21 protein-coding genes are annotated in these 21,875 nt (G+C 70.9%); 4 read left to right on the top strand and 17 right to left on the bottom strand.

Features of this window, described 5'->3' with window-relative positions:
- Positions 1-2: 2 nt before the first annotated feature.
- The 3 genes from J2P76_RS01180 to J2P76_RS01170 are packed head-to-tail and all read right to left on the bottom strand — an operon-like array spanning position 3 to position 2,543.
- On the bottom strand, positions 3-635 hold the full coding sequence (locus tag J2P76_RS01180) for a DUF937 domain-containing protein (protein ID WP_207403930.1): 633 nt from the start codon (positions 633-635) through the stop codon (positions 3-5).
- Positions 632-2,095, bottom strand: coding sequence for a DHA2 family efflux MFS transporter permease subunit (locus J2P76_RS01175; protein WP_207403928.1), 1,464 nt, complete (start codon positions 2,093-2,095; stop codon positions 632-634). Before J2P76_RS01175 ends, J2P76_RS01180 begins: the two co-directional genes overlap by 4 nt.
- A 28-nt stretch (positions 2,096-2,123) precedes the next feature.
- On the bottom strand, positions 2,124-2,543 hold the full coding sequence (locus tag J2P76_RS01170) for a VOC family protein (RefSeq protein ID WP_207403926.1): 420 nt from the start codon (positions 2,541-2,543) through the stop codon (positions 2,124-2,126).
- A 104-nt stretch (positions 2,544-2,647) separates the two neighbouring features.
- Between J2P76_RS01170 and J2P76_RS01165 the strand changes: the two genes are divergently transcribed.
- Positions 2,648-3,490: a hypothetical protein gene (locus tag J2P76_RS01165; protein WP_207403924.1), complete on the top strand. Its 843-nt coding sequence runs from the start codon at positions 2,648-2,650 to the stop codon at positions 3,488-3,490.
- On the opposite strand, the gene alkB is transcribed toward J2P76_RS01165, so the two are convergent.
- From alkB to gorA, 9 genes are all read right to left on the bottom strand, one after another.
- Entirely contained in the window at positions 3,487-4,131 is a 645-nt protein-coding gene (gene alkB, locus J2P76_RS01160) for a DNA oxidative demethylase AlkB (protein WP_207403923.1), read from the bottom strand. The two genes, J2P76_RS01165 and alkB, sit on opposite strands and share 4 nt — an antisense overlap.
- A gap of 33 nt (positions 4,132-4,164) precedes the next feature.
- The gene (locus J2P76_RS01155; protein WP_207403922.1) at positions 4,165-4,890 is read right to left on the bottom strand and encodes a 2OG-Fe(II) oxygenase; all 726 of its coding nucleotides are present in this window, start codon (positions 4,888-4,890) and stop codon (positions 4,165-4,167) included.
- A gap of 68 nt (positions 4,891-4,958) precedes the next feature.
- Positions 4,959-5,285 (bottom strand): I78 family peptidase inhibitor, encoded by a 327-nt coding sequence (locus J2P76_RS01150; protein ID WP_207403921.1) that lies wholly within the window; start codon positions 5,283-5,285, stop codon positions 4,959-4,961.
- An 83-nt stretch (positions 5,286-5,368) separates the two neighbouring features.
- Complete coding sequence (locus J2P76_RS01145; protein WP_242697420.1) at positions 5,369-6,331, bottom strand: AraC family transcriptional regulator; 963 nt, start codon at positions 6,329-6,331, stop codon at positions 5,369-5,371.
- A 43-nt stretch (positions 6,332-6,374) separates the two neighbouring features.
- Positions 6,375-8,636, bottom strand: a complete 2,262-nt coding sequence (locus tag J2P76_RS01140) for a xanthine dehydrogenase family protein molybdopterin-binding subunit (RefSeq protein ID WP_207403919.1) — start codon at positions 8,634-8,636, stop codon at positions 6,375-6,377.
- Between the two features lie 13 nt (positions 8,637-8,649).
- Positions 8,650-9,108: a (2Fe-2S)-binding protein gene (locus J2P76_RS01135; RefSeq protein ID WP_207403918.1), complete on the bottom strand. Its 459-nt coding sequence runs from the start codon at positions 9,106-9,108 to the stop codon at positions 8,650-8,652.
- Positions 9,109-9,244: 136 nt separating this feature from the next.
- The gene (locus tag J2P76_RS01130) at positions 9,245-10,372 is read right to left on the bottom strand and encodes a 3-deoxy-7-phosphoheptulonate synthase (RefSeq protein WP_242697258.1); all 1,128 of its coding nucleotides are present in this window, start codon (positions 10,370-10,372) and stop codon (positions 9,245-9,247) included.
- A 194-nt stretch (positions 10,373-10,566) separates the two neighbouring features.
- A complete protein-coding gene (locus J2P76_RS01125; protein ID WP_207403916.1) occupies positions 10,567-11,199 on the bottom strand; it encodes a LysE family translocator in 633 nt (210 codons plus the stop codon).
- Between the two features lie 71 nt (positions 11,200-11,270).
- Positions 11,271-12,629 carry a glutathione-disulfide reductase gene (gene gorA / locus J2P76_RS01120; RefSeq protein ID WP_207403914.1) on the bottom strand — a complete coding sequence of 453 codons (1,359 nt, stop codon included), beginning with the start codon at positions 12,627-12,629 and terminating at the stop codon, positions 11,271-11,273.
- A gap of 191 nt (positions 12,630-12,820) precedes the next feature.
- On the opposite strand from gorA, the gene J2P76_RS01115 reads away from it, so the two are divergent.
- Positions 12,821-13,117, top strand: coding sequence for a hypothetical protein (locus J2P76_RS01115; RefSeq protein WP_207403912.1), 297 nt, complete (start codon positions 12,821-12,823; stop codon positions 13,115-13,117).
- 7 nt (positions 13,118-13,124) lie between these two features.
- Here the strand turns inward: J2P76_RS01115 and J2P76_RS01110 are convergent, their stop codons facing one another.
- Positions 13,125-14,612, bottom strand: coding sequence for a PLP-dependent aminotransferase family protein (locus tag J2P76_RS01110; RefSeq protein WP_207403910.1), 1,488 nt, complete (start codon positions 14,610-14,612; stop codon positions 13,125-13,127).
- A gap of 64 nt (positions 14,613-14,676) precedes the next feature.
- Here J2P76_RS01110 and J2P76_RS01105 point away from each other — a divergent pair, with 64 nt between their 5' ends.
- Positions 14,677-15,390, top strand: a complete 714-nt coding sequence (locus J2P76_RS01105) for a GNAT family N-acetyltransferase (RefSeq protein WP_207403907.1) — start codon at positions 14,677-14,679, stop codon at positions 15,388-15,390.
- 137 nt (positions 15,391-15,527) lie between these two features.
- Here J2P76_RS01105 and J2P76_RS01100 read toward each other — a convergent pair whose 3' ends face one another.
- From J2P76_RS01100 to J2P76_RS01085, 4 genes are all read right to left on the bottom strand, one after another.
- The gene (locus tag J2P76_RS01100) at positions 15,528-16,436 is read right to left on the bottom strand and encodes a DMT family transporter (RefSeq protein WP_207403905.1); all 909 of its coding nucleotides are present in this window, start codon (positions 16,434-16,436) and stop codon (positions 15,528-15,530) included.
- A gap of 100 nt (positions 16,437-16,536) precedes the next feature.
- On the bottom strand, positions 16,537-16,872 hold the full coding sequence (locus J2P76_RS01095; RefSeq protein WP_207403903.1) for a thioredoxin family protein: 336 nt from the start codon (positions 16,870-16,872) through the stop codon (positions 16,537-16,539).
- A 72-nt stretch (positions 16,873-16,944) separates the two neighbouring features.
- A complete protein-coding gene (locus J2P76_RS01090) occupies positions 16,945-18,207 on the bottom strand; it encodes a Zn-dependent hydrolase (protein WP_207403901.1) in 1,263 nt (420 codons plus the stop codon).
- Between the two features lie 73 nt (positions 18,208-18,280).
- Positions 18,281-19,702 carry an MATE family efflux transporter gene (locus J2P76_RS01085; RefSeq protein WP_207403899.1) on the bottom strand — a complete coding sequence of 474 codons (1,422 nt, stop codon included), beginning with the start codon at positions 19,700-19,702 and terminating at the stop codon, positions 18,281-18,283.
- Positions 19,703-19,999: 297 nt separating this feature from the next.
- On the opposite strand from J2P76_RS01085, the gene J2P76_RS01080 reads away from it, so the two are divergent.
- The gene (locus tag J2P76_RS01080; protein ID WP_207403898.1) at positions 20,000-21,856 is read left to right on the top strand and encodes a phosphoenolpyruvate carboxykinase (GTP); all 1,857 of its coding nucleotides are present in this window, start codon (positions 20,000-20,002) and stop codon (positions 21,854-21,856) included.
- The last annotated feature ends 19 nt before the right edge of the window (positions 21,857-21,875 follow it).

The raw sequence follows: 21,875 nt of genomic DNA, 5'->3' as shown, positions 1-21,875 counted from the left end.
CGCTAGCCGCGCCCGTTGAGCAGGCCGCCGCCCATCTTGAGCAGGTCGCCCAGGCCGACCTGGCCGTCGCCGTCCTGGTCGAGCAGCGAGCCCAGCAGTCCGCCGCCCAGGCCGCCCTGCTGGCGGGCGGCATCGCGTTCCTGGCCGAGCGAGGCGCTGAGCCCGCCGGCGTCCATGCCGCCGCCCTGCATGCGCTGGGCCAGGAATGCCATGACGATGGGCGCCAGCAGCTTCAGCAGGCTGGAGGCATTGTTGCCGCCCAGGCCGGTGGCCTGGCCCAGGTTGTCCTGGGCGCGCTGCTGGTTGTCGCCGAAGATGTGGCCCAGGATGGCGCCGCCGTCGGCCTGGCCGGCGCCGGCACCGGCACCAGCGCCGCCGCCCAGCAGCGAGCCCAGCAGGCCGCCCAGGTCGGCGCCGCCGCCGGCGTGGTCGCGCTGCAGCGCGCCGAACAGGGCTTCGGCGCCTTGCGGTTGCGAGGCATTGTGGCCCAGGGTGCCCAGCAGCATCGGCAGGGCGGCGCCGACGGCATCGCGCGTCTGGGCGGCGTCGGTGCCCAGTTGCTGGGAAATCTGCTGCATCGGCGCGCCCTGCAACTGCGCGAAGAGCTCGTCGGATAGCGTGGCGGGAGAGTTCATGGTGTGTCTTCCTGATGAACGGGTGAAGTTAGCGTACCACCCGAAGCGGCGGTGGAGTGTGCATTGCGCAGCAGCAGCCCGCCCAGCAGCGCGGCTGCCGCGGCGCAGACCGCGCCCAGCAGGAACGCCAGGCGGTAGCCGCCATTGAGCGCCTCGGGCAGGGCGGCGCCGGCCGCGGCCAGCGCGCCGGTGCGCGCCGCCGCCAGGCTGGCCAGGATGGCCAGGCCCAGGGCGCCGCCCATCATGAAGGCCGTATTGACCACGCCCGAGGCCAGCCCCGACTCGTGCTGCGGCACGTCGTTCATGGCGGCCAGCAGCAGCGGGTTGAAGGCGATGCCGGCGCCCAGGCCCAGCAGCAGCATGCCCGGCAGGATGTGCAGGGCGAAGCTGCCGTCGATGGGGGCCTGGGCGAACAGCGCCAGGCCCAGGGCCGCGAGCGCCAGCCCGGCCGCCAGCGGCGCGCGGATGCCGAAGCGCATGACCAGCCTGGCCGACACGCCCAGCGAGCACACGGCCATGACCAGGTTGCCGGGCAGGAAGGCCAGCCCGACCTGCATGGCGCTGTAGCCCAGCACCAGCTGCATGTACAGCGCCGAGATGAAGAACCAGGCGAACATGGCGCCGGCCCACAGCACGCCCACCACATTGGCGATGGCCAGGTTGCGCAGCCGGAACAGGCCCAGCGGCATCAGCGGCGCGCCGGCGCGGGCCTCGATGGCCAGGAAGGCGGCCATCAGCGCCGCCGCCGCGCCCAGCAGGCCGAGCGTGCGGGCCGAGGTCCAGCCGGCCTCGTTGCCGTTGACCACGGCGTATACCGCCAGCATCAGCGACAGCGTCACGGTGACCGCGCCCGCGACGTCGAGCCGGGCGCCGCCGCCGGCGGCGCGTCCGCCCGGCAGCAGCACCAGGCACAGGCCGAACACGGCCGCGCCGATGGGCAGGTTCACCAGGAAAATCCAGTGCCAGCTCAGCGCGCTGGTCAGCAGCCCGCCCAGCAGCACGCCCACGCTGCCGCCGCCGGCGCAGACGAAGCCGTAGACGCCCATGGCCTTGGCGCGCTCGGCCGGCTCGGAAAACAGATTCATGATGAGCGACAGGGATACCGCCGACACCACGGCGCCGCCCAGGCCCTGGATCGCGCGCGCGGCCACCAGCAGCTGCTGGCTACCGGCCACGCCGCAGGCCAGCGAGGCCGCGGTGAACAGCGTCAGCCCCGCCAGGAAGACGCGGCGCGCGCCGAACAGGTCGCCCAGCCGGCCGCCCAGCAGCAGGAAGCCGCCGAAGGTCAGCATGTAGGCGTTCACCACCCACACCAGCGAGGTCTCGGAAAACTGCAGGTCGGCGCGGATCGATGGCAGCGCGACGTTGACGATGGTGGTGTCCAGGACAATCATCAGTACGCCCAGGCACAGCACCATCAGTGCCAGCCAGCGTTGCCTGTCTTCAAGGGTGTGCTGCATGCGGAGGGCTCCGTGGGGAAGGGGAGTTTCAGCCGGCGGTCTGGCCGCCGTTGATCAGCCACGATGTGCCGTAGCGGTCGGTCAGCGCGCCGAAGGCCTCGGCCCAGAATGTTTTCTGCAAAGGCATGGTTACCGTGCCGCCTTCGGCCAGCGCATTGAAAATGCGGGTCGCGTCGGACACCGTCGGAAACACCAGGGCCAGCGAAACGCCCTGCTGGCCCTGGTACGGCTGGCGGCCCGCCGCGTCGGACGCCATCAGGGTCTGGCCGTCGAGGCTGAGCCGCGCGTGCATGACGCGGCCCTGCATCTCGGCCGGCACCCCGCCGCCCTCGGGCGCCTCGGCGTAGGTCAGCATGGCCTCGATGCGGCCGGTCAGCGTGTGTTCATAGAAGCGCATGGCCTCGGCGCAGTTGCCGTCGAAGGTCAGGTAGGCGCAGAGCTGGGGCATGATGGTTCTCCGGTGGGGCGGGCCGCCGGCCCCGGGTGGGCGGCGGCGCGCGGCGGGTGTTGTAATGGCGGTCGCGCCGATCAAACTACGAATGAAGCGTCACGATGACCATCCAGATTAATGAAGAACTGCGAACCTATATCGACCCGCTCAGCGCCGATGAATACGCCGCGCTGGAGCGCAGCCTGCTGGCCGAAGGCTGCCGCGACGCGCTGGTGCTGTGGGGCGACGTGCTGGTCGATGGGCACAATCGCTACGAGTTGTGTCGCAAACACGGTATCGAGTTCAAGACTGTGCAGAATACCCGTTTTACCTCGCTCGATGATGTCAGGCTATGGATGATCGAGAATCACCTGGGCCGGCGCAGCGTGTCCGACTTCCAGCGCGGGGTGCTGGCGCTGCGCAAGAAGGAAATCCTGCAGGCGCGCAAGCAGGCGCTGCAGGCCCAGGCGCCGCAAACCGCGCCGGACGCCGGCCAGGGTGAAGCGGCCGCGCAGCCGGCCGAGCCGGCGCCGGTGCCCAGCCGCCAGGCCCTGGCGCGCGCGGCGCGCGTCAGCAGCAATACGCTGGGGCAGATCGAGAAAATCCACAAGGCCGCCGCGCCGGAACTGGTGCGGGCGGTGAAGGCCGGCGATATCTCCATCAACGCGGCCGCCGCGGTGGCGGCGCTGCCGGCTGAGCAGCAGGTGGCGGCCGCCGCCGAAGGCCGCAAGGCGCTGCGCGAGCTGGCGCGCCAGGCCCGCCAGGCCAAGGCGGGCAGCCGCGACGAGAGCGCCGCGCCGCCTGCGGCCGGCGACGCGGCCGAGCCCGAGGCCATCGAAGACTACCCGGCGGAAGTCGCGCGCCTGCGCCGCCTGGTGGCCGCCCTGACCGAAGAGCGCGACGCGCTGAAGAAAAAAGTCATGCACCTGACCGTGGCGCTGGCCGAGGCGCGCAACAACGACTAGCCGGCCAGGCGGAACGTCAGGTTGACGCGGGCCGCCCCCAGGCGCGGATGGTTGGCTTCTTTCAGCGGCAGCACGCCGTGGTAGCGCAGGCGGTCGGGGCCGCCCCACACCACCACGTCGCCATGCTGCAGCGGCACGCGCCGGGCCGGATCGCCGCGCCGGCTGCCGCCGAACAGGAACACCGCGGCAATGCCCAGCGACACCGACACGATGGGCGCGCCGAAATCGCGTTCGTTCTTGTCCTGGTGCAGGCTCATGCGCGCGCCGGGCACATAGCGGTTCACCAGGCAGGCATCGGGCAGGAAGCCGGCAAAGCCGGCCGCTTCGGCGGCGTCCTGCGCCAGGCGCAGAAAGGGCGCCGGCATGGCGGGCCAGGGCCGGCCGGTTTGCGGATCGAGGCGCGTATAGCGGTAGCCGTGCCGGTCGGATGTCCAGCCCAGCGCGCCGCAATTGCTCAGGGCCGCCGACATGCGGAACCCGCCCGGGGTTTCCATGTGGCGCGGCGGCGCGGCCGCCAGCACCGCATCCAGCGCCGGCAGCAGCGCATCCACATGCGGCAGCGCCCAGCCCTGCAGCAGGGTGGCGGCCGGCCCCAGCGCGATGCGGGCCGGGGCGGCGGGTTCGAATAATTCCAGGTTCATGGCGTCGGGCGCGGTTTCAGGCGCTGAAGGGCGCTACTGCGCGTCGTGGAAGATGATGCCCAGCGTGTGGCGCCGGCCCGAACGCACCTGGCTGACCCCGTGGCGCTGGTTGACCCGGTAGTGGCCGCGCGCGCCGCGCACCGGCCGATGGTGCACGGCGAACACCACGGCGTCGCCCCGGCGCAGCGGCACCACGGCGGCGCTGGACTGCATGCGCGGCCGCTGCGTGGTCAGCACGAATTCGCCGCCGGTGAAATCGTGCTGCGGCTCGGACAGCAGAATGGCCACCTGCAGCGGAAACACATGTTCGCCGTACAGGTCCTGGTGCAGGCAGTTGTAGTCGCCCGGGCCGTAGGCCAGGATCAGCGGCGTGGGGCGGCGCTGGCCGGCGGCGTGGCAGCGCCGCAGGAATTGCGCATGCTCGCCGGGGTAGCGCACGGGCAGGCCCATGGCCTCGTTCCAGCGGTTGGCCAGCGGCGCCAGACGGGGGTACAGCGCCGTGCGCAGCTGCGCGACGAGTTCGGGCAGCGGGTAGGCGAAATATTTGTATTCGCCGCTGCCGAAGCCGTGCCGCGCCATGACCACGCGGCTGCGGTAGCGCGCGTCGTCGGAGTAGGCGCCGGCCAGCGCCGCGCAGTCGCCGGGCCCGAGCAGGGCGGGCATGACGGCGTATCCGTCGTGGTCCAGGGCGGCTTCCAGGGCCGGCCAGTCCAGCGAGGCCAGGCGGCCGGCAAGGGCGGTGGTGTCGGCAGGATTCATGGCGCCAGTGTAGGCGGCGCGCGGCGGCCGGGCACTCCGGCTCTTGCGTCCGAATTCGGCGGGCGGCTTCAGCCGCAGCGCAGCGCGGTGATGACGTCGCCGCCGTCCAGGATGATGTTCAGGCGCGCGGGGTTGTATTCCATGGTCATGACCTGGCCCGGGCGCATCACGCGCAGCTGGGCGGACTGCGAGCGCGAGCGGGCGTCGCCGGCCACGGATTCGGAATACTTTTTGCCGATGAGGCCTTGCACGGGCTGGGCGTCGCAGGCGGCCGATGGAACGCCGCCGGACGGCGCGCCGGCGGCCGGGGCGTCGGATGAGGCGCGCTGCGTTCCGGACGTGGCGCAGGCGGTAAGGCCGGCAACGAGGAAAACGGGAATCAGCTTGCGGATCATGGAGGCTCCTTCAAACAGGATAGACATCCATGATAGACCAGCCCACCGGCCGATTCGTTCACCGGGCGGGTGGCGTGAAGGCTTCAGCCGGGGCCGCCCGCCATCGCCAGGGGCACGGCCGCCGTGCCGCGCAGCCGCGCCACGTCGCGCAGCGGCGGCGCGCCGTACTGGCGGCTGTACTCGCGGCTGAACTGCGAGGCGCTTTCGTAGCCCACCTGGCGGCCCGCCGCGCCGGCGTCCGCCAGCCCCGCCAGCAGCAGGCGGCGCGCCTCTTGCAGGCGCAGCTGCTTCTGGTATTGCAGCGGGCTCATGGCGGTGACCGCCTTGAAGTGGTGGTGCAGCGACGAGGTGCTCATGTTGACCGTGTGGGCCAGTTGCTCGATGCGCAGCGGGCGGTCGAAATGGGTTTGCAGCCATTCGATGGCCTGGCGAACCTGGTGAGTGGGGCCTTCGTGGCGCGCGATGTGGCGCAGGCGCCCGCCCAGCGCGCCGGTCAGCAGGCGGTAGCTGATTTCGCGCCGCAGCAGCGGCGCCAGCACCCGGATGTCTTGCGGCGCATCGAGCAGGCGCGCCATGCGCAGCGCCGCATCCAGCAGGGGCGGGCAGACCTGGGCCACCGCCAGGCCGCGCCCGGCGTCTGATTCGGCCGGCTGCGGCAGGCCGGTTTCGGCGATCAGGTCGGCGGTGTCGCGCGCGTCCAGGTCGAGCACGAAGCACAGGTAGGGCGTGCCGGGGCTGGCCAGGGTCACGCGCGACGCCACCGGCAGGTCGATCGAGGTGAGCAGGTAGTGCGACGCGTTGTACTCGTAGACGTCTTCGCCCACTTCGACGCGCTTGGCGCCCTGCACCAGCAGCGCCAGCGACGGCCGGTACACGCCGAAAGACAGTTCGCTGGGCTGCGACGAACGGAAGAACGACAGGCCGTCGATGGCGCTGCGGTGCAGGCCATCGGCCCGCGCGTGGCGGTTGACCAGCGCGGCCAGCTCGCCCAGGCCGGCGGCCAGGGTGGGCGGACAGGCCGCGGTGCGGGTAGAGGCGGGCGCCATGGGCATTGCCGGCGTATCGGACAACAACGGAGACAGCGACATCTTACCCCTGCGCCGCCAGCGGTTTGACCTGGGCCGCGAAGGGCAGAGTGCGGATGCGCTGCCCCGTGGCGGCGTACAGGGCGTTGGCCACCGCCGGCGCCACGGGCGGCACGCCGGGTTCGCCCACGCCCGTGGGTTTTTCGGCAGAGGCCACGGTATGCACTTCGACGACGGGCATCTCGTTGATGCGCATGACCGGATAGTCGTGGAAATTGCTCTGCTCGACCTGGCCGTCTTTCAGCGTCAGGGCGCCGTGCAGCGCGGTCGACAGGCCGAAGCCGATGCCGCCCTCCATCTGGGCGCGCACCACGTCGGGGTTGACCACCACGCCGCAGTCCAGCGCGCACACGATGCGGTCCACCTTGAACGAGCCGTCGGCCTGTACGGTGACTTCGGCCACCTGCGCCACGATGGTGTCGAACGATTCGTGCAGCGCCACGCCGCGGCCGCGCCGCTGGCCCTGCGCGCCGGCGGCCAGCGGCCGAGACCAGCCGGCCCGTTCGGCCGCCAGTTCCAGCACTTTGCGATGGCGCGGGTGCTGCTCGAGCAGGGCGACGCGATAGGCCACCGGGTCCTGGCCGGCCGCCGCGGCGGCTTCGTCCATCAGGCCCTCGGCCGAGAACGCCGTATGCGTGTGGCCCACCGAGCGGTACCACAGCACGGGCACGCCGATGTCGCGCGGTGTGTAGGATTCCACCTGCAGGTTGGGCACGGCATAGCGCAGGTCGGCCTGGCCTTCCACCGACGTGGGGTCGATGCCGTTCTGCATGGCGCCCTCGAACGGGCCGCCCAGGAAAATCGACTGCCCCGCCAGCCGCACGTGCCACGCCTGCAGTTTTCCCTGCGCATCCAGGCCGATGCGCGCGCGGTGCACATTCAGCGGGCGGTAGTATCCGCCGCGCATGTCGTCTTCGCGCGTCCATACCAGCTTGACGGGGGCGCGCACGCCCTGGTCGCGCGCCGCCTTGGCGATCAGCGCGGCCTCGGTGACGTAGTCGGCGTGCGCATTGGCGCGCCGCCCGAAGCTGCCGCCGGCATACAGCTGGGTAATGAACACCTGTTCGGGCGCCAGGCCCAATGCCTTTGCCACGGCGGCCTGGTCGACGGTCTGGAATTGCTCGCCGTTCCAGATGTCGCAGCGGTCGTCGCCCAGCTGAACCAGGCAGTTCATGGGCTCCATGGCGGCGTGCGCCAGGTAGGGCACTTCGTACTCGGCCTCGATGACCTTGGCCGCCTGCGCCAGCGCGGCTTGCACGTCGCCATGGCTGGCCGCCACGGTGCCGGGCCGGTCCAGCGCCGCGCGGTACTGCGCGCGGATATCGTCAGAGCCCTTGCGGTGGGCCTGGCTGTCGTCCCATTGCACCTGCAGCGCGTCGCGCCCGGTGCGCGCGGCCCAGGTGTTGTCGGCCAGCACCGCCACGCCCTCGAAGTTGTGCCCGGTGCCGGCGAACCGCAGCACATGGCGCACGCCCGGCACGGCCCTGGCCTTGCTGGCGTCGAAGCCGGCCACCTTGCCGCCGAAGCGGGGCGGGTGCGCCGCCATCGCGACCAGCATGCCGGGCAGCTTCATATCCTGGGTGAACATGGCGGTGCCGTCGGTCTTGGCCCGGCCGTCGACGCGGCGCGGCGCTTCTTTGCCGATCAGCTGGAAATCGGCGGCCGCCTTCAGCGGCACCGAATCCGGCACCGGCAGCCTGGCGGCCGCGGCGGCCAGTTCGCCGAACCCGGCCTGCCGCTGCGAGGCGGCGTGGCGCACGATGCCGGCCGACACGGTGATGTCCTTGGCGTCGACCTGCCACTGCCGGGCGGCCGCGGCAACCAGCATGGCGCGCGCCGTGGCGCCCGCGCGCCGCATCTGTTCATACGAATTGGCAATGGCCGTGCTGCCGCCGGTGCCTTGCACGCCCAGCGCCAGGTTCTTGTACAGCGCCGTATTGGCCGGCGCGCCCTCGACACGCACGCTGGCCCAGTCGGCGTCGAGTTCTTCGGCCACCAGCGTGGCCAGGCCGGTATAGGCGCCCTGGCCCATTTCCAGGTGCTTGGACAGCACGGTAACGCTGCCGTCGGTGCCGATGCGCACGAAGGCATTGGGGGCGAAGGCGGCGCCGTCGGCCTGGGCCGCGCCGCCGGTGGCGGCGCGCGCGGCCGCGGGGCCCAGCGCAACGCCGAGCACCAGGCCGCCCGCGCCCTGCATGAAGCGGCGGCGGCTGACGTTGCGCACGGGCAGGATGGCCGCGCTGTGAGAACGCACGATGGGATGCATGTGAGGCTCCTGATCAGGCCAGCGCGCGGGCGGCTTCGTGGATGGCGGCGCGGATGCGCACGTAGGTGGCGCAGCGGCAGACGTTGCCGCCCATGGCGCTGTCGATGTCGGCGTCGCTGGGCTGCTTGTTCTGAGCGAGCAGGGCGGTGGCCGACATGATCTGCCCCGATTGGCAATAGCCGCACTGGGCCACGTCGAGCTTGCGCCAGGCGGCCTGCACGGCTTGCCCGACCCTGTCGCCGCCCACGCCTTCGATGGTGGTGATCTGCTTGCCCGCCACGGCCGCCAGCGGCGTCACGCACGAGCGGATGGGCGTGCCATCGGCGTGCACCGTACAGGCGCCGCACAGCGCCATGCCGCAGCCGTACTTGGTGCCGGTCAGGTTGGCGACGTCGCGCAGCGCCCACAGCAGGGGCATTTCATCGGGCGCGTCCAGCGCGGTGTCTTTGCCATTGATGTTCAAACTGGCCATGGCGGATTCCTTCCTGGGCTGGCGGGGCCCGCGCCCCGCAGACGTGCAGGATAAGAAATCCGTGCCGGCTACAGCAATGCCGATTACTCTGCCATTGTTGCCTGATCCTGCGAATGTGCGGGCAGGCGGCGCGGGCTCAGCCCTGCCGGCGCGCGCGGCGCTGGCGCACGGCCTGGGCCAGGATATCGAGCACCGGTTCGGTTTGCGTCCAGCCGAGGCAGGCGTCGGTGATCGACACCCCGTGGCGCAGCGGCACGCCGGGCTTCAGGTCCTGGCGGCCTTCTTCCAGGTGGCTTTCGATCATGACCCCGATGATGCGCGATTCGCCCTGGGCCAACTGGCCGGCGATGTCGCGCGCCACCTCGACCTGGCGCTGGTGCGATTTGTTGGAGTTGGCATGCGAGCAATCGATCATGACTTGTTCGCGCTGCCCGGCCGCCTTCAGGGCGGCGCAGCAGGCCGCCACGCTGGCGGCGTCGTAGTTGGGGCCCTGCTTGCCGCCGCGCAGGATGACGTGGGTGTCGTCGTTGCCGCGTGTTTCGAAGATGGCCGCCATGCCCATTTTGGTCATGCCCATGAAGGCATGGCGGGCGCGCGCGGCCACGATGGCGTCGGCGGCCACCTGCATGCCGCCATCGGTGCCGTTCTTGAAGCCCAGCGGGCAGCTCAGGCCCGAGGCCAGCTGGCGGTGGCTGGGGCTTTCGGTGGTGCGCGCCCCGATGGCGCCCCAGGCGATCAGGTCGGCGATGTACTGCGGGCTGAGCAGGTCGAGGAATTCGGTGGCGATGGGCAGGCCCAGGCCGCCGATTTCCAGCAGCAGCTCGCGCGCCCGGCGCAGGCCTTCATTGATGCGGAAACTGCCGTCCAGGCGCGGGTCGTTGATATAGCCTTTCCAGCCCACGGTGGTGCGCGGCTTTTCGAAGTACACGCGCATCACGACCAGCAGGTCGTCTTGCAGGGCCCGGGCGGCGGCCTGCAGGCGGCCGGCGTATTCCAGCGCCTGGCCGTGGTCGTGGATGGAACAGGGTCCCACCACCACCACCAGCCGGTCGTCGCGGCCGTGCAGCACGTCGGCGATGCGGGCGCGGGCCTCTTCGACCAGGGCCAGCGTGGCGGCGGGCACCGGCAGCTCGTCCTGCAGCAGGGCCGGGGAAATCAGCGGGCGCACCGCGCCGATGCGGACGTCGTCGATGCGCGTGGTGTCTTGCGTGGAGTCTGCGTGGCCGGCTTCGCGGTCGTGCAGGGGGTCGTCGATACGGGTCATGGCAGTCTCGGAAAAGCGGATTCGGGCTGCGGCATTATCGCACCGCGGCCGGATCCGGCCGGCCCCGCCCGGGATGAACCGGGTGTGTAATGGGCCGGGTGTCTGGCTCCCGCGAGGGTGCCAGACACCGATGCCTGGCTAGACCGCTGCAACCGTACGGTGTCAGGCACCCCGCGGGAGCCTGACACCTGTAATCAGCGGCGCGCGTCGAGCGCCATGCGCACGGCCAGGCCTGCCAGCACCGTGCCCATCAGCCAGCGCTGCGCCACCAGCCACAGGGGGCGCGTGCCCAGGAAGCCGGCGATCGAGCCCGCCGCCAGGGCAATCAGCGCGTTGATGGTGAGGCTGATCAGCACCTGCGTGAAGCCCAGCGTCAGCGACTGCAGCAGCACGCTGCCGTGCCCGGGCGAAATGAACTGCGGCAGCAGCGACAGGTACAGGATGGCGATCTTGGGGTTGAGCAGGTTGGTGAGCAGGCCCATGGTGAACAGCTGGCGCGGGCTGCTGCGCGGCAGCTGGCGCACCTGGAAGGGCGAGCGGCCGCCCGGGCGCAGCGCCTGCCAGGCCAGGTAGCCCAGGTACAGGGCGCCGCCCAGGCGCAGGGCGTCGTACGCAAAGGGCACCGACATCAGCAGGGCGGTGATGCCCAGCGCCGCGCACAGCACGTAGAACACGAAGCCCACCGCCACCCCGCCCAGCGAGACCAGGCCCGCGCGCGGCCCCTGCGAGATCGAGCGCGAGATCAGGTACACCATGTTGGGGCCGGGAGTCAGCACCATGCCCAGCGACAGCAGGGCGAAAGCCAGCAGGTTGGAAAGCTCGGGCATGCGGGGCTCCGGAAGGAACAGGACGGAATATCGGTGCACAGCCTACCGCAAATCTGTACCGGAACAGCCGCCTATTCTTGCACCGGCGTGCGCAGGGTGACGAATTCTTCGGCCGCCGTGGGATGGATGCCGATGGTTTCGTCGAACACCTGCTTGGTGGCGCCGGCCTTCAGGGCCACCGCCAGGCCCTGCACGATCTCGCCGGCGTCGGGGCCCACCATGTGGCAGCCCAGCACGCGGTCGGTATCGGCGTCCACCACCAGTTTCATCAGGGTTTTTTCCTGGTCGCCGGTCAGCGTCAGCTTCATGGGGCGGAAGCGGCTTTCGTAGCGCTTGACGCGGTGGCCGGCCTGCAGTGCGGCTTCTGTGGTGAGGCCCACGGTGCCGATGTTGGGCAGGCTGAACACGGCGGTGGGGATCAGGTCGTAGTCGACCTTGCGGTATTCCTCGGGGCGGAACAGCCGGCGCGCCACCGCCATGCCTTCGGCCAGCGCCACCGGCGTGAGCGGCATGCGGCCGATCACGTCGCCCACCGCCAGGATCGAGGGCTCGCTGCTGCGGTATTCGTCGTCGACCGCGATGAAGCCCTCGTCGTTCAGTTTCACGCCGGTGTTTTCCAGGCCCAGGTTGTCCAGCATGGGGCGGCGGCCGGTGGCGTAGAACACGCAATCGGTCTCGATGACGTCGCCGTTCTGCAGGGTGGCCGCCAGGCTGCCGTCGGGGCGCTTGTCGATGCGCGCCACGTCGGCATTGAAGCGCAGGTCGAGCCCCTTCTTGATGAGCTCGTCGCGCAGGTGTTCGCGCACGCCGCCGTCGAAGCCGCGCAGGAACAGGTCGCGCCGGTACACCTGCACGGTGTGCGCGCCCAGGCCGTTGAAGATGGAGGCGAATTCCACGGCGATGTAGCCGCCGCCCACCACCAGCACCCGGCGCGGCAGGGTTTTCAGGAAGAAAGCCTCGTTGGAAGTGATGGCGTGCTCTTTGCCGGGGATGTCGGGCACGCGCGGCCAGCCGCCGGTGGCCACCAGGATGTGCCGGGCGGTATGGCGCTGGCCGTTGATTTCGACGGTATGCGGGTCCAGCAGGCGGGCATGGCCTTCGTGCAGGGTGACGCCGCTGCCCGTCAGCAGATTGCGGTAGATGCCGTTAAGGCGTTCGATTTCGCGGTTCTTGTTGGCGATCAGGGTGGCCCAGTCGAAGCCCGGCTTGCCGGCGGTCCAGCCGTAGCTGGCGGCCTGTTCGAAGTCTTCGCGGTAATGCGCGCCGTACACCAGCAGCTTCTTGGGCACGCAGCCGACGTTCACGCAGGTGCCGCCCAGGTAGCGGCTTTCGGCCACGGCCACGCGCGCGCCGAATCCGGCGGCGAAGCGCGCCGCGCGCACGCCGCCCGAGCCCGCGCCAATTACGTACAGGTCAAAATCGAAAGCCATTTCGGTCCTTTGTAGGGTGTGCGGCAGCGCCCGGCGCCGCGCGCAAAAATCTGACGAGACCCGTATTAAACCCCCAATCGGCCCGGTTCCGCAGCGGCGCCGGGCACGGCCGGCGCGGATCGGATACATTCTGGCGAGGGCCGCGCCGAAGCGCGGGCCGCGTTCGGGGATGTGCCCCGCAATGGGAACGCATGCAGACTGAAGACAGTTTTTTCGGATCGGCGGGCGCGCTGCTCGGCGAGATCATCCGCGGCATCGTGGCGGGGCTGCGTTATGTATTCGGCGGCCTGGGCTCGGCCCTGGGCGATTTTTTCTCGGGCCTGGCGGGCGCGCTGGGCATGAGCCCGTCGGTATTCAATTTCGCGCTGCTGGTGCTGGGCCTGGTGCTGCTGTGGGCGGCCGTCAAGGCGTTCCTGCGGCGCGCCATCGTCGCCGGCATTTTCTGGCTGGTGCTGGCCATGCTGCTGCTGGGCGGCCTGATCGGTTAGCCGTCTTTCAAACAGCCGCGATGACCCCCGCCAGACGCCTGACCAGCGGCTCGAACAGTTCCGCCGAGGTGTTGCCGTAGCCCAGCACCAGGCCGTTGTCGCGGCTGGCGGGGCGCAGCGCGAAGGCCGACAGGGCCGCCGGCGCCAGCCCCGCGCGCCGCGCCGCCGCCGCGATGGCGCGGTCGTCCAGGCCGGGCGGCAGCCGCACCGTCAGGTGCAGGCCGCCGTGGCCACCCAGCACCTCGTGCTCGACCGGCAGGTGGCGGGCCAGCGCGGCGCGCAGGGCCTGCTGCCGGTCGCGGTACAGGCGCCGCATGCGCCCCAGGTGGCGGGCGAACTGGCCGCTGTCGATGAAGGCGGCCAGGGCCAGCTGCTCGTGTCGATGGCCGCCGCGCAGCAGTTCATGCACGGCCGTGCGCAGCGGCTGCGCCAGCGCCGGCGGCAGCACCAGGAAGCCGATGCGCAGCGCCGGGAACATGGTCTTGCTGAATGTGCCGATATAAAGCACCGGCGCGTCGTCGGCCAGCCCCTGCATGGCCGGGATCGGTTCGCCGTGGTGGCGGAATTCGCTGTCGTAATCGTCTTCGATGATCCACGCCCCGGCGCGGCGCGCCTGGTCCAGCAATTCCAGGCGCCGCGCCGCGGCCAGCACCGCCCCGGTGGGGTACTGGTGCGACGGCGTGGCGTAGATCAGGCGCGGCGGCCGCGCGCGCCACAGGGCGGCGGGCACGGCCAGGCCCTGCGCGTCCACCCGCACCGGCACGATGCGCAGGTCGCCGGCCTGGAAGGCCGCCTTGGCGCCGCGATAGCCCGGGTCTTCGACCCACGCGGTGTCGCCCTGGTTGCCCAGCAGGCGCACGCACAGCGCCAGCGCTTCCTGTGCGCCTTCGGTGATGACGATCTGGCCGGCATGGCAGCGCACGCCGCGCGATACGCCCAGGTGCTGGGCGATGGCCTGCCGCAGCGCCGGCTCGCCGGCCGGGTCGCCGTATCCCAGCGTGGCCATGGGCATGTCGCGCAGGGCGCGGTCCAGCGTGCGGCGCCAGGCGCCCAGCGGAAAGTGGCTGAGCGCGGGCGTGCCGGGGCGCAGCGCCATGCCCGGCTCGGCATGCGCAGCCGAAGGCGCGATGCGCGCCACCCGCCGCGCCGCCGGCGCGCAGGGCGGCGGCGGCCGGGCGCCCGCGTGAGCGGCGGGCGGCAGCGGCGCCACCCGGGTGCCCTGGCGGTCGGCGCGCACATAGCCTTCGGCCGTCAGCTGGCCATAGGCCAGCAGCACGGTGTTGCGCGAGATGCCCAGTTGTTCGGCCAGCGCCCGCGACGCCGGCAGGCGGCTGCCGGGCGCCAGGCGGCCATCCAGAATCGACTGCTTCAGGCGCTGCAGCAACTGGCGTTGCAGGGTGTGGCGGCCGCCGGGCGCGGCCAGCGGGCTGTCGAGCAAGGCGGCGCGGATATCCATGGCACCATGAAATAAGCGTTGTCTGGTGCTTTTTAGCATGCCACGAATCCGCTAGCGTAGAGGCATTGCGTTTATGTGCCGTTCTTGAACAAGGATCTCCAGCATGCCCACCGCCCTGTCGCCGCAGCAGCCCGTCGGCCATTCCGTTCCCAACTGGACCGCCCGGCCGCGCCCGCCGCGCGAACCCATTGCCGGCCACTATTGCCGCCTGGAACCGCTGGACGCGGCGCGCCATGGCGCCGAGCTGCATGCCGCTTTCAGCCAGGCCCCCGACGGCAGCGACTGGACCTACACCTACGCGGGGCCGTTCACGGACGAGGCCAGCTACCTGGCCTACGCGCGCACCGCGCAGGCGACCGAAGACCCGCAGCATTTCGCCATCATCGACCTGGCCAGCGGGCGCGCCCTGGGCACTCTGGCCGCCATGCGCATCGATCCGGCCAACGGGGTGATCGAGGTGGGCAGCGTGGCCTATTCGCGCCGGCTCAAGCGCACGCCGGCCGCCACCGAGGCGCAGTACCTGCTGATGCGCCGCGCTTTCGACCAGCTGGGCTACCGGCGCTACGAATGGAAGTGCGACAGCCTGAACGCCCCGTCGCGCGCCGCCGCGCTGCGGCTGGGCTTCCAGTTCGAGGGCATCTTCCGCCAGGCCGTGGTGTACAAGGGCCGCAACCGCGACACGGCCTGGTTCTCGATCATCGACACCGAATGGCCGGCCGTGCGCAGCGGGCTGGAGCAGTGGCTGGCGCCGGACAACTTCGATGCGCAGGGCAGGCAGCGGCGGCGCCTGGCCGAGCTGATTGCCGAGGCGCGATGAAAAGCGTGCCGGGTATAGGGTCAGGTGTCAGGCTCCGCCAGGTGCCTGACACCGCGGTACGCCGCAGCCGTCTCAGCCGTACGGTGTCCGACACCCTGCGGGAGTCGGACACCTGGCAAATGGCCCGTGCAGGCAGCCTAGCGCGCCGCCATTCCCTTGACCCCGATGACGATCAGGATGCCCGCCATCACCATGGCGGCGCCTGCGACGAAGGCGGCGTCGAGCGGTTCGTGCAGGATCAGCACGCCGAACGCCACGCCGAACAGCGGCGTCAGGAACGACAGGATGGACAGGCGCGTGGCCAGGTAGCGGCGCAGCAGCCAGAACCACACCAGCAGGCTGAACAGCGCCACGCCCAGCGCCTGGAAGGCCAGGCTGGCCAGGGCCGGCGGCGAGAACACCGGCGCGGCCTGCCCGGTGGCCCAGGCGAACAGCGGCAGCGCCACCCCGGCCACGGCCATCTGGTACAGCAGCGTCTTGGCCGCCGGCGTCTCGGACAGGCGCGACTTGCGGATGGCCACGGTGGTGGCACCCCAGGATGCGCCGGCCAGCACGCCCAGCAAATCGCCCAGCAGCATGGCGGGCGCGGCGGCCTGGTGGCCGGGGCCCAGGAAGGCCAGCGCGATGCCGGCGAAAGCCAGGGCCACGCCCAGCCACTGCGCCGGCCGCAGCCGCTCTTCGGGCAGGGCCAGGTGCAGGCCCAGGGCCGTGAAGATCGGCGCGGTGTAAAGAAACACCGACATGTGCGAGGCCGTGGTGTACAGCAGGCCCTGCGCCACCAGCAGGAATTCCGCGGCGAACAGGACGCCCGCCAGCAGGCCCGGCCCCAGCGTGCCGTCGGCGAACACGGCGCGGCCTTCCTTGCGCAGCACCAGGCAGGCCAGCACCACGGCCGCGAAGACCGAGCGCAGGCCGATCTGCAGCGTGGGCGAGATATCGGCCGCCACCAGCTTGATGGCGATCTGCTGGAAGCCCCAGCACAGGCACAGCAGGATCATCAGCCCCGTGGCGCGGCCGTCCAGCGGCTGGCGGGCGGCGGCTGCCATGGCGTCAGTGTCCCACCGCGCGTTGCGCGATCGGCTGGCAACGAAAACCAGATGTGGCCGGATCGGGGACGCGCGTAGCGCTTCGGGGGTGGGTTTTCATTCAGGGCAGTTCGGCCGGGTAGCTGTCCAGCGCCAGGCCGATCTGCTGGCGCAGGTCCCATTCGGCCAGCGACGCGTTGACCGGGCCGTAGAAGGCGCCGTCGCGCACCAGGAACAGGGCCGGCAGGTGGAAGACTTCGTAGCGCGCCACCAGCCCGCCGTTGTCGCCGGCGTCGATCCAGCACAGCCGCTCGACCGGCAGGTCCAGCTGCGGCAACTGTTCGCGGGCCACCTTGCAGGTGGCGCAGGTGCGGCTGTGGAAGGCCAGCAGCGACAGGCCGGGGGCGTCGAGCAGATAGCGGTCGGCGGTGCTGTCGGTCAGGTCGGTCTGCTGCATGCGGCGGGCGGTGTCGTGGCGGAGTACGGACGATAGCGCATTCGGCGGCGCCCGGGCGGGCGCCGCGCGTGTTCAGCCGGCCAGGCGGCGGTCGAGTTCGCGCACAGTTTCATACAGCACGCGCGTGCCGTCCAGCAACTGGGCCGGCTCGATCCATTCTTCGGGGCAGTGGCTGCGCCCGCCCAGGCAGGGAATGAACACCATGCCGATCGGGCCGGTGGGCGCCATGTACACCGCATCGTGGCCGGCGCCGCTGGGCAGGGGCATCGAGGCATAGCCCAGGCGGCCCGCGGCCGCTTCGATGGCCTGCATGACCAGCGGCGAGCACGCCGTGGGATGGGCGCGGCTGACCGGCGCCACGGCGGCGCTCAGGCGCAGTTCCGCCAGCTGGGCGGCCAGGCCGTCCATCAGGGTCTCGGGAAAACTGTCCAGCACGGCGTCGCTGTCGCTGCGCACTTCCAGCATCAGCTCGGCGCGGCCGGGCACGGCGTTGGCGGCGTTGGGCGTGATCTCGATGCGGCCCACCGTGGCCACCACATAATGGGGCTTGCCGCTCAGGGCGCTGGCCTGGCGGTGCGCGGCGTCGATCACGCGGGCCGCGCCCACCAGGGCGTCGCGGCGGATGTCCATGGGCGTGGTGCCGGCGTGGTCGGGCTGGCCCTGCACCGTGATCAGCACGCGGCGGATGCCCACGATATGCGTGACCACCCCGATGGGCAGCCGGCGGCTTTCCAGCACCGGGCCTTGTTCGATGTGCAGTTCCACGAACGCCGCCGTGTCGCCCGCGCCGCGCAGCGGCGCCGCCAGCGCGGCGGGGTCGCCGCCGATGCGCCGCAGGCCCTCGGCCAGCGTCTCGCCTTGCGGGTTGCGGGCGGCCAGCATGGCGGCGTCCAGCTGGCCGCACAGGGCGCGGCTGCCCACGCAGGAAATGCCGTAGTCGCTGGGCTCTTCGGACAGGAAGTCGATGACTTCGAACGGGTGCTCCAGCTCGATGCCTTGTTCGTGCAGGGTGCGGGCCACTTCGATGCCGGCCAGCACGCCGATGATGCCGTCGAAGCGGCCGCCGCTCATGACGGTGTCGCAGTGCGAGCCGGTGACAATGGGCTTGAGCGCGGCGTTGCGGCCGGCGCGGCGGCCCACCAGGTTGCCGCCGGCATCCAGGCGGACTTCCAGGCCGGCGTCGGCGAATTCCCGGGCCAGCCAGGCGCGCGCCTGCTCGAACAGCGGCGAGAAGGCGCGGCGTGTCCAGGGGACGTCCGGCAGGGTGTAGCGGGCAAGGGTTTCGACGCGCGACCAGAGGCGGTCGGCGTTCAGGGGCGGAAAAGCAGGGGACATAGACTTCCTGGATAAACGTGCCGGGCGGTGCGCACTGCGGTGCCGGAAGCCCGGCACCCAACGCCTGGGCCGATTATGGCATGGCGGCCCGCGGCGCCCCGGCCGACGGTCGCAGCGGCGGGGCCAGCCCCACGCGCTCGCGGCGCAGCCAGCGGCGCGTCATCAGCACGGCCACCACGCCCAGCCCGATGGCCAGGCCGCTCCAGATGCCCACCCCGCGCCAGCCCGCCCAGAAGGCCAGCGCGGCGCCCGCCGGCAGGCCCAGGCCCCAGTAGCCGATGGCGGCATAAAGCATCGGCACGCGCGTATCGTGCAGGCCGCGCAGCATGCCGGCGCCCATGACCTGCGCGCCGTCGACAATCTGGAACACCGCCGCCACCGCCAGGTACGACGAGGCCAGCGCCAGCAGGGCGGCATTGGCGGGGGCCTGCACATCGAAAAACGCGGCCAGCAGCCAGTGCGGCACCGCAATCATCAACAGCGCCGCGATCACCATCGAGCCCACGCCCAGCCCGTAGGCCGTCCAGCCGGCCCGCTGGATGGCGGCCGCGTCGCGGGCGCCGTAGGCCAGTCCCACGCGCACGGTGGCGGCCTGGGCGATGCCGTACGGCACCATGAAGCTGATGCTGGCGATCTGGATGGCCACCGCGTGCGCGGCCAGTTCCGCTTCGCCCAGCCAGCCCATCAGGAACGCCGCCGCATTGAAGATGGTGACTTCGAAGGCGGTGGCCGCCGCGATCGGCAGGCCCAGCTTCCACAGGGCGGCCAGCCGGCGCCAGTCGGGCTGCCAGACCCGGCCGAACAGCCGGTAGCGGCGGAACCGGCGGTCGCAGGTGACGACCACGGCCATGCCCACGAACAGGAACAGGCTGGCCGCCGCGCTGGCGATGCCCGCGCCGGTCAGGCCCAAGGGCGGAAAGCCCAGCTTGCCGAACACCAGGGCCCAGTCGGCGGCCGCATTGAACAGGATGCCGGCCAGCGCCACCCACAGCGCCGAGCGCGGCCGCTGCAGCGCCGCCACGAACGAGCGCAGCACCAGGAAGCCCAGGAACGGCGGCAGCCCCCACAGCAGGGCGCGCAGGTACACGCCGGCCTGCGCGGCCAGCTCGGGCGGCTGGCGGATGGCCAGCAGGATCGCCTCGCCATGCCACAGCGCCAGGCAGCCCGGCACCGAGATGATGGCGGCCGCCCACAGACCCTGCGCCACGGTGCGGCGCACCTCGCGCACCGAATGGCGGCGGGCGCCCAGTTCGCGCGCCACCATCGGCGCGGTGGCGGTCACCAGGCCCAGCGAGAAGAACGCGAACGCGGCATACAGATTGGCGCCCAGGGCGCTGGCGGCCAGTGCGTGCGACCCCAGCCGGCCGATGAAAATCACGTCGGTGGCGGTCATGGCGATCTGCGCCAGGCTGGTCAGGACCAGGGGCAGGCTCAGGGCAAGGGTGGCGCGGATCTCCCGCGTCCAGGCGGCGCGGGCGGCAGAGCGGTGCGGCATGGGTTTTCCAGTGTCAAGGCGGCATGATAAGCCGCGCTCGGGGTTTTCCCTGAACTGCGCGCCGGCGGTCTGCGGTAAATTGCGTGCCCGGACGTTGCGGCCGCAACGCGGCAAGCCCTGTCCCCGGCCATGGGCCGCGCCTGTTTACGGGGACGCAACAGACATACGATGTTTCATTCCTTGCGGCGCAGAATGGCAAGGGCGGCGCGTACGCAAGTAATATGACGCCACTGATTCACACAACGTGCGGGTCCCTTGCGGGCCCGCATGGTCTTTTACTTTTAGGAGATGGGCCCGATGAATAAACCGTTCGACGGCGGGATCGCTTCGCTCAATGTTCCCGCATACGTCAAGCACCAGGGGCTGATCGAGTGGGTGGCGCGGATTGCCGCGCTGACCAAGCCCGATCGCGTAACCTGGTGCGACGGATCCCAGGAAGAATACGACCGTCTCTGCGAACAGATGGTCCAGTCGGGCATGCTGCGCCGCCTGAACCCGGCCAAGCGCGCCAATTCGTACCTGGCGTGCTCCGATCCTTCCGACGTCGCGCGGGTCGAAGACCGCACTTTCATCTGCTCCGAACGCGCCGAAGACGCCGGCCCCACCAACAACTGGGCCGATCCCGCCGAAATGCGCGCCACCCTGGACGGCCTGTTCGACGGCTCGATGCGCGGCCGCACCATGTACGTGGTGCCGTTCTCGATGGGGCCGCTGGGCTCCGACATCGCCCACATCGGCGTCGAGCTTTCCGACAGCCCCTATGTGGTGGTGAACATGCGCATCATGACCCGCATGGGCCGCGCCGTGTTCGACGTGCTGGGCGCCGACGGCGAATTCGTGCCCTGCGTGCACAGCGTGGGCGCGCCGCTGGCCGAGGGCCAGGCCGACGTGGTGTGGCCCTGCAACCCCACCAAGTACATCGTGCACTATCCCGAAAGCCGCGAGATCTGGAGCTTCGGCTCGGGCTACGGCGGCAACGCGCTGTTGGGCAAGAAGTGCTTCGCGCTGCGCATCGCGTCCACCATGGGACGCGACCAGGGCTGGCTGGCCGAGCACATGCTGATCCTGGGCGTGACTTCGCCCAAGGGCCGCAAGTACCACGTGGCCGCGGCGTTCCCGTCGGCCTGCGGCAAGACCAACTTCGCCATGCTGATCCCGCCCCAGGGCATGGACGGCTGGAAGGTGTCCACCATCGGCGACGACATTGCCTGGATCAAGCCGGGCCCCGATGGCCGGCTGCGCGCCATCAACCCCGAGGCCGGCTATTTCGGCGTGGCGCCGGGCACCAGCGAGAAAACCAACTTCAACGCCATGGCCACCCTGAAGGCCAACGTCATCTTCACCAACGTGGCGCTGACCGATGACGGCGATGTCTGGTGGGAAGGCATGACCGACACCCCGCCCGATCACCTGATCGACTGGCAGGGCCAGGACTGGACCCCGCAGATCGCCAAGGAAACCGGCCGCAAGGCGGCGCACCCGAACGCCCGCTTCACCGCGCCGGCCGCCCAGTGCCCGTCCATCGACCCCGAATGGGAAAACCCCGAAGGCGTGGTCATCGACGCCTTCATCTTCGGCGGCCGCCGCTCCACCACCGTGCCGCTGGTGACCGAAGCCCGCAACTGGGTCGAAGGCGTGTACATGGCCGCCACCATGGGGTCGGAAACCACCGCCGCCGCGGCGGGCCAGCAAGGCGTGGTGCGCCGCGATCCGTTCGCCATGCTGCCGTTCTGCGGCTACAACATGAGCGACTACTTCGGCCACTGGCTCAAGCTGGGCAAGCGCCTGCAGGAAGCCGGCGCCGTGCTGCCGCGCATCTACTGCGTCAACTGGTTCCGCAAGGGCCCCGACGGCAAGTTCGTGTGGCCGGGCTTCGGCGACAACATGCGCGTGCTGAAGTGGATGCTGGGCCGCATCGACGGCGCGGCCGGCGGCGTCGAGCAGGTGTTCGGCGTGTCGCCCACCTACCAGGACATCGACTGGACCGGCCTGGAATTCAGCCCCGACAAGTTCCAGCAGGTGATCTCGGTCGACGTGGCGTCGTGGCGCGATGAACTGGCGCTGCACGACACGCTGTTCGAGAAGCTGGCCGACCGCCTGCCGGACGAACTGCCCGGCGTGAAGTCGTCCATCCAGAGCCGCCTGGCGGCCTAGGGAAGCCCATCCCCGAGGC

It is taken from the genome of Bordetella petrii (assembly GCF_017356245.1).
In the GTDB taxonomy this organism is placed as follows: Bacteria; Pseudomonadota; Gammaproteobacteria; order Burkholderiales; family Burkholderiaceae_B; genus Bordetella_A; species Bordetella_A petrii_D.
This window is presented reverse-complemented; position numbering and strand designations above follow the sequence as displayed.

Excerpts from the sequence above, each read along its gene's own strand:
- J2P76_RS01180 (WP_207403930.1), bottom strand. The coding sequence starts at position 635 with ATGAACTCTCCCGCCACGCTATCCGACGAGCTCTTCGCGCAGTTGCAG.
- J2P76_RS01175 (WP_207403928.1), bottom strand. The coding sequence starts at position 2,095 with ATGCAGCACACCCTTGAAGACAGGCAACGCTGGCTGGCACTGATGGTG.
- J2P76_RS01170 (WP_207403926.1), bottom strand. The coding sequence starts at position 2,543 with ATGCCCCAGCTCTGCGCCTACCTGACCTTCGACGGCAACTGCGCCGAG.
- J2P76_RS01165 (WP_207403924.1), top strand. The coding sequence starts at position 2,648 with ATGACCATCCAGATTAATGAAGAACTGCGAACCTATATCGACCCGCTC.
- alkB (WP_207403923.1), bottom strand. The coding sequence starts at position 4,131 with ATGAACCTGGAATTATTCGAACCCGCCGCCCCGGCCCGCATCGCGCTG.
- J2P76_RS01155 (WP_207403922.1), bottom strand. The coding sequence starts at position 4,890 with ATGAATCCTGCCGACACCACCGCCCTTGCCGGCCGCCTGGCCTCGCTG.
- J2P76_RS01150 (WP_207403921.1), bottom strand. The coding sequence starts at position 5,285 with ATGATCCGCAAGCTGATTCCCGTTTTCCTCGTTGCCGGCCTTACCGCC.
- J2P76_RS01145 (WP_242697420.1), bottom strand. The coding sequence starts at position 6,331 with ATGGCGCCCGCCTCTACCCGCACCGCGGCCTGTCCGCCCACCCTGGCC.
- J2P76_RS01140 (WP_207403919.1), bottom strand. The coding sequence starts at position 8,636 with ATGCATCCCATCGTGCGTTCTCACAGCGCGGCCATCCTGCCCGTGCGC.
- J2P76_RS01135 (WP_207403918.1), bottom strand. The coding sequence starts at position 9,108 with ATGGCCAGTTTGAACATCAATGGCAAAGACACCGCGCTGGACGCGCCC.
- J2P76_RS01130 (WP_242697258.1), bottom strand. The coding sequence starts at position 10,372 with ATGACCCGTATCGACGACCCCCTGCACGACCGCGAAGCCGGCCACGCA.
- J2P76_RS01125 (WP_207403916.1), bottom strand. The coding sequence starts at position 11,199 with ATGCCCGAGCTTTCCAACCTGCTGGCTTTCGCCCTGCTGTCGCTGGGC.
- gorA (WP_207403914.1), bottom strand. The coding sequence starts at position 12,629 with ATGGCTTTCGATTTTGACCTGTACGTAATTGGCGCGGGCTCGGGCGGC.
- J2P76_RS01115 (WP_207403912.1), top strand. The coding sequence starts at position 12,821 with ATGCAGACTGAAGACAGTTTTTTCGGATCGGCGGGCGCGCTGCTCGGC.
- J2P76_RS01110 (WP_207403910.1), bottom strand. The coding sequence starts at position 14,612 with ATGCTAAAAAGCACCAGACAACGCTTATTTCATGGTGCCATGGATATC.
- J2P76_RS01105 (WP_207403907.1), top strand. The coding sequence starts at position 14,677 with ATGCCCACCGCCCTGTCGCCGCAGCAGCCCGTCGGCCATTCCGTTCCC.
- J2P76_RS01100 (WP_207403905.1), bottom strand. The coding sequence starts at position 16,436 with ATGGCAGCCGCCGCCCGCCAGCCGCTGGACGGCCGCGCCACGGGGCTG.
- J2P76_RS01095 (WP_207403903.1), bottom strand. The coding sequence starts at position 16,872 with ATGCAGCAGACCGACCTGACCGACAGCACCGCCGACCGCTATCTGCTC.
- J2P76_RS01090 (WP_207403901.1), bottom strand. The coding sequence starts at position 18,207 with ATGTCCCCTGCTTTTCCGCCCCTGAACGCCGACCGCCTCTGGTCGCGC.
- J2P76_RS01085 (WP_207403899.1), bottom strand. The coding sequence starts at position 19,702 with ATGCCGCACCGCTCTGCCGCCCGCGCCGCCTGGACGCGGGAGATCCGC.
- J2P76_RS01080 (WP_207403898.1), top strand. The coding sequence starts at position 20,000 with ATGAATAAACCGTTCGACGGCGGGATCGCTTCGCTCAATGTTCCCGCA.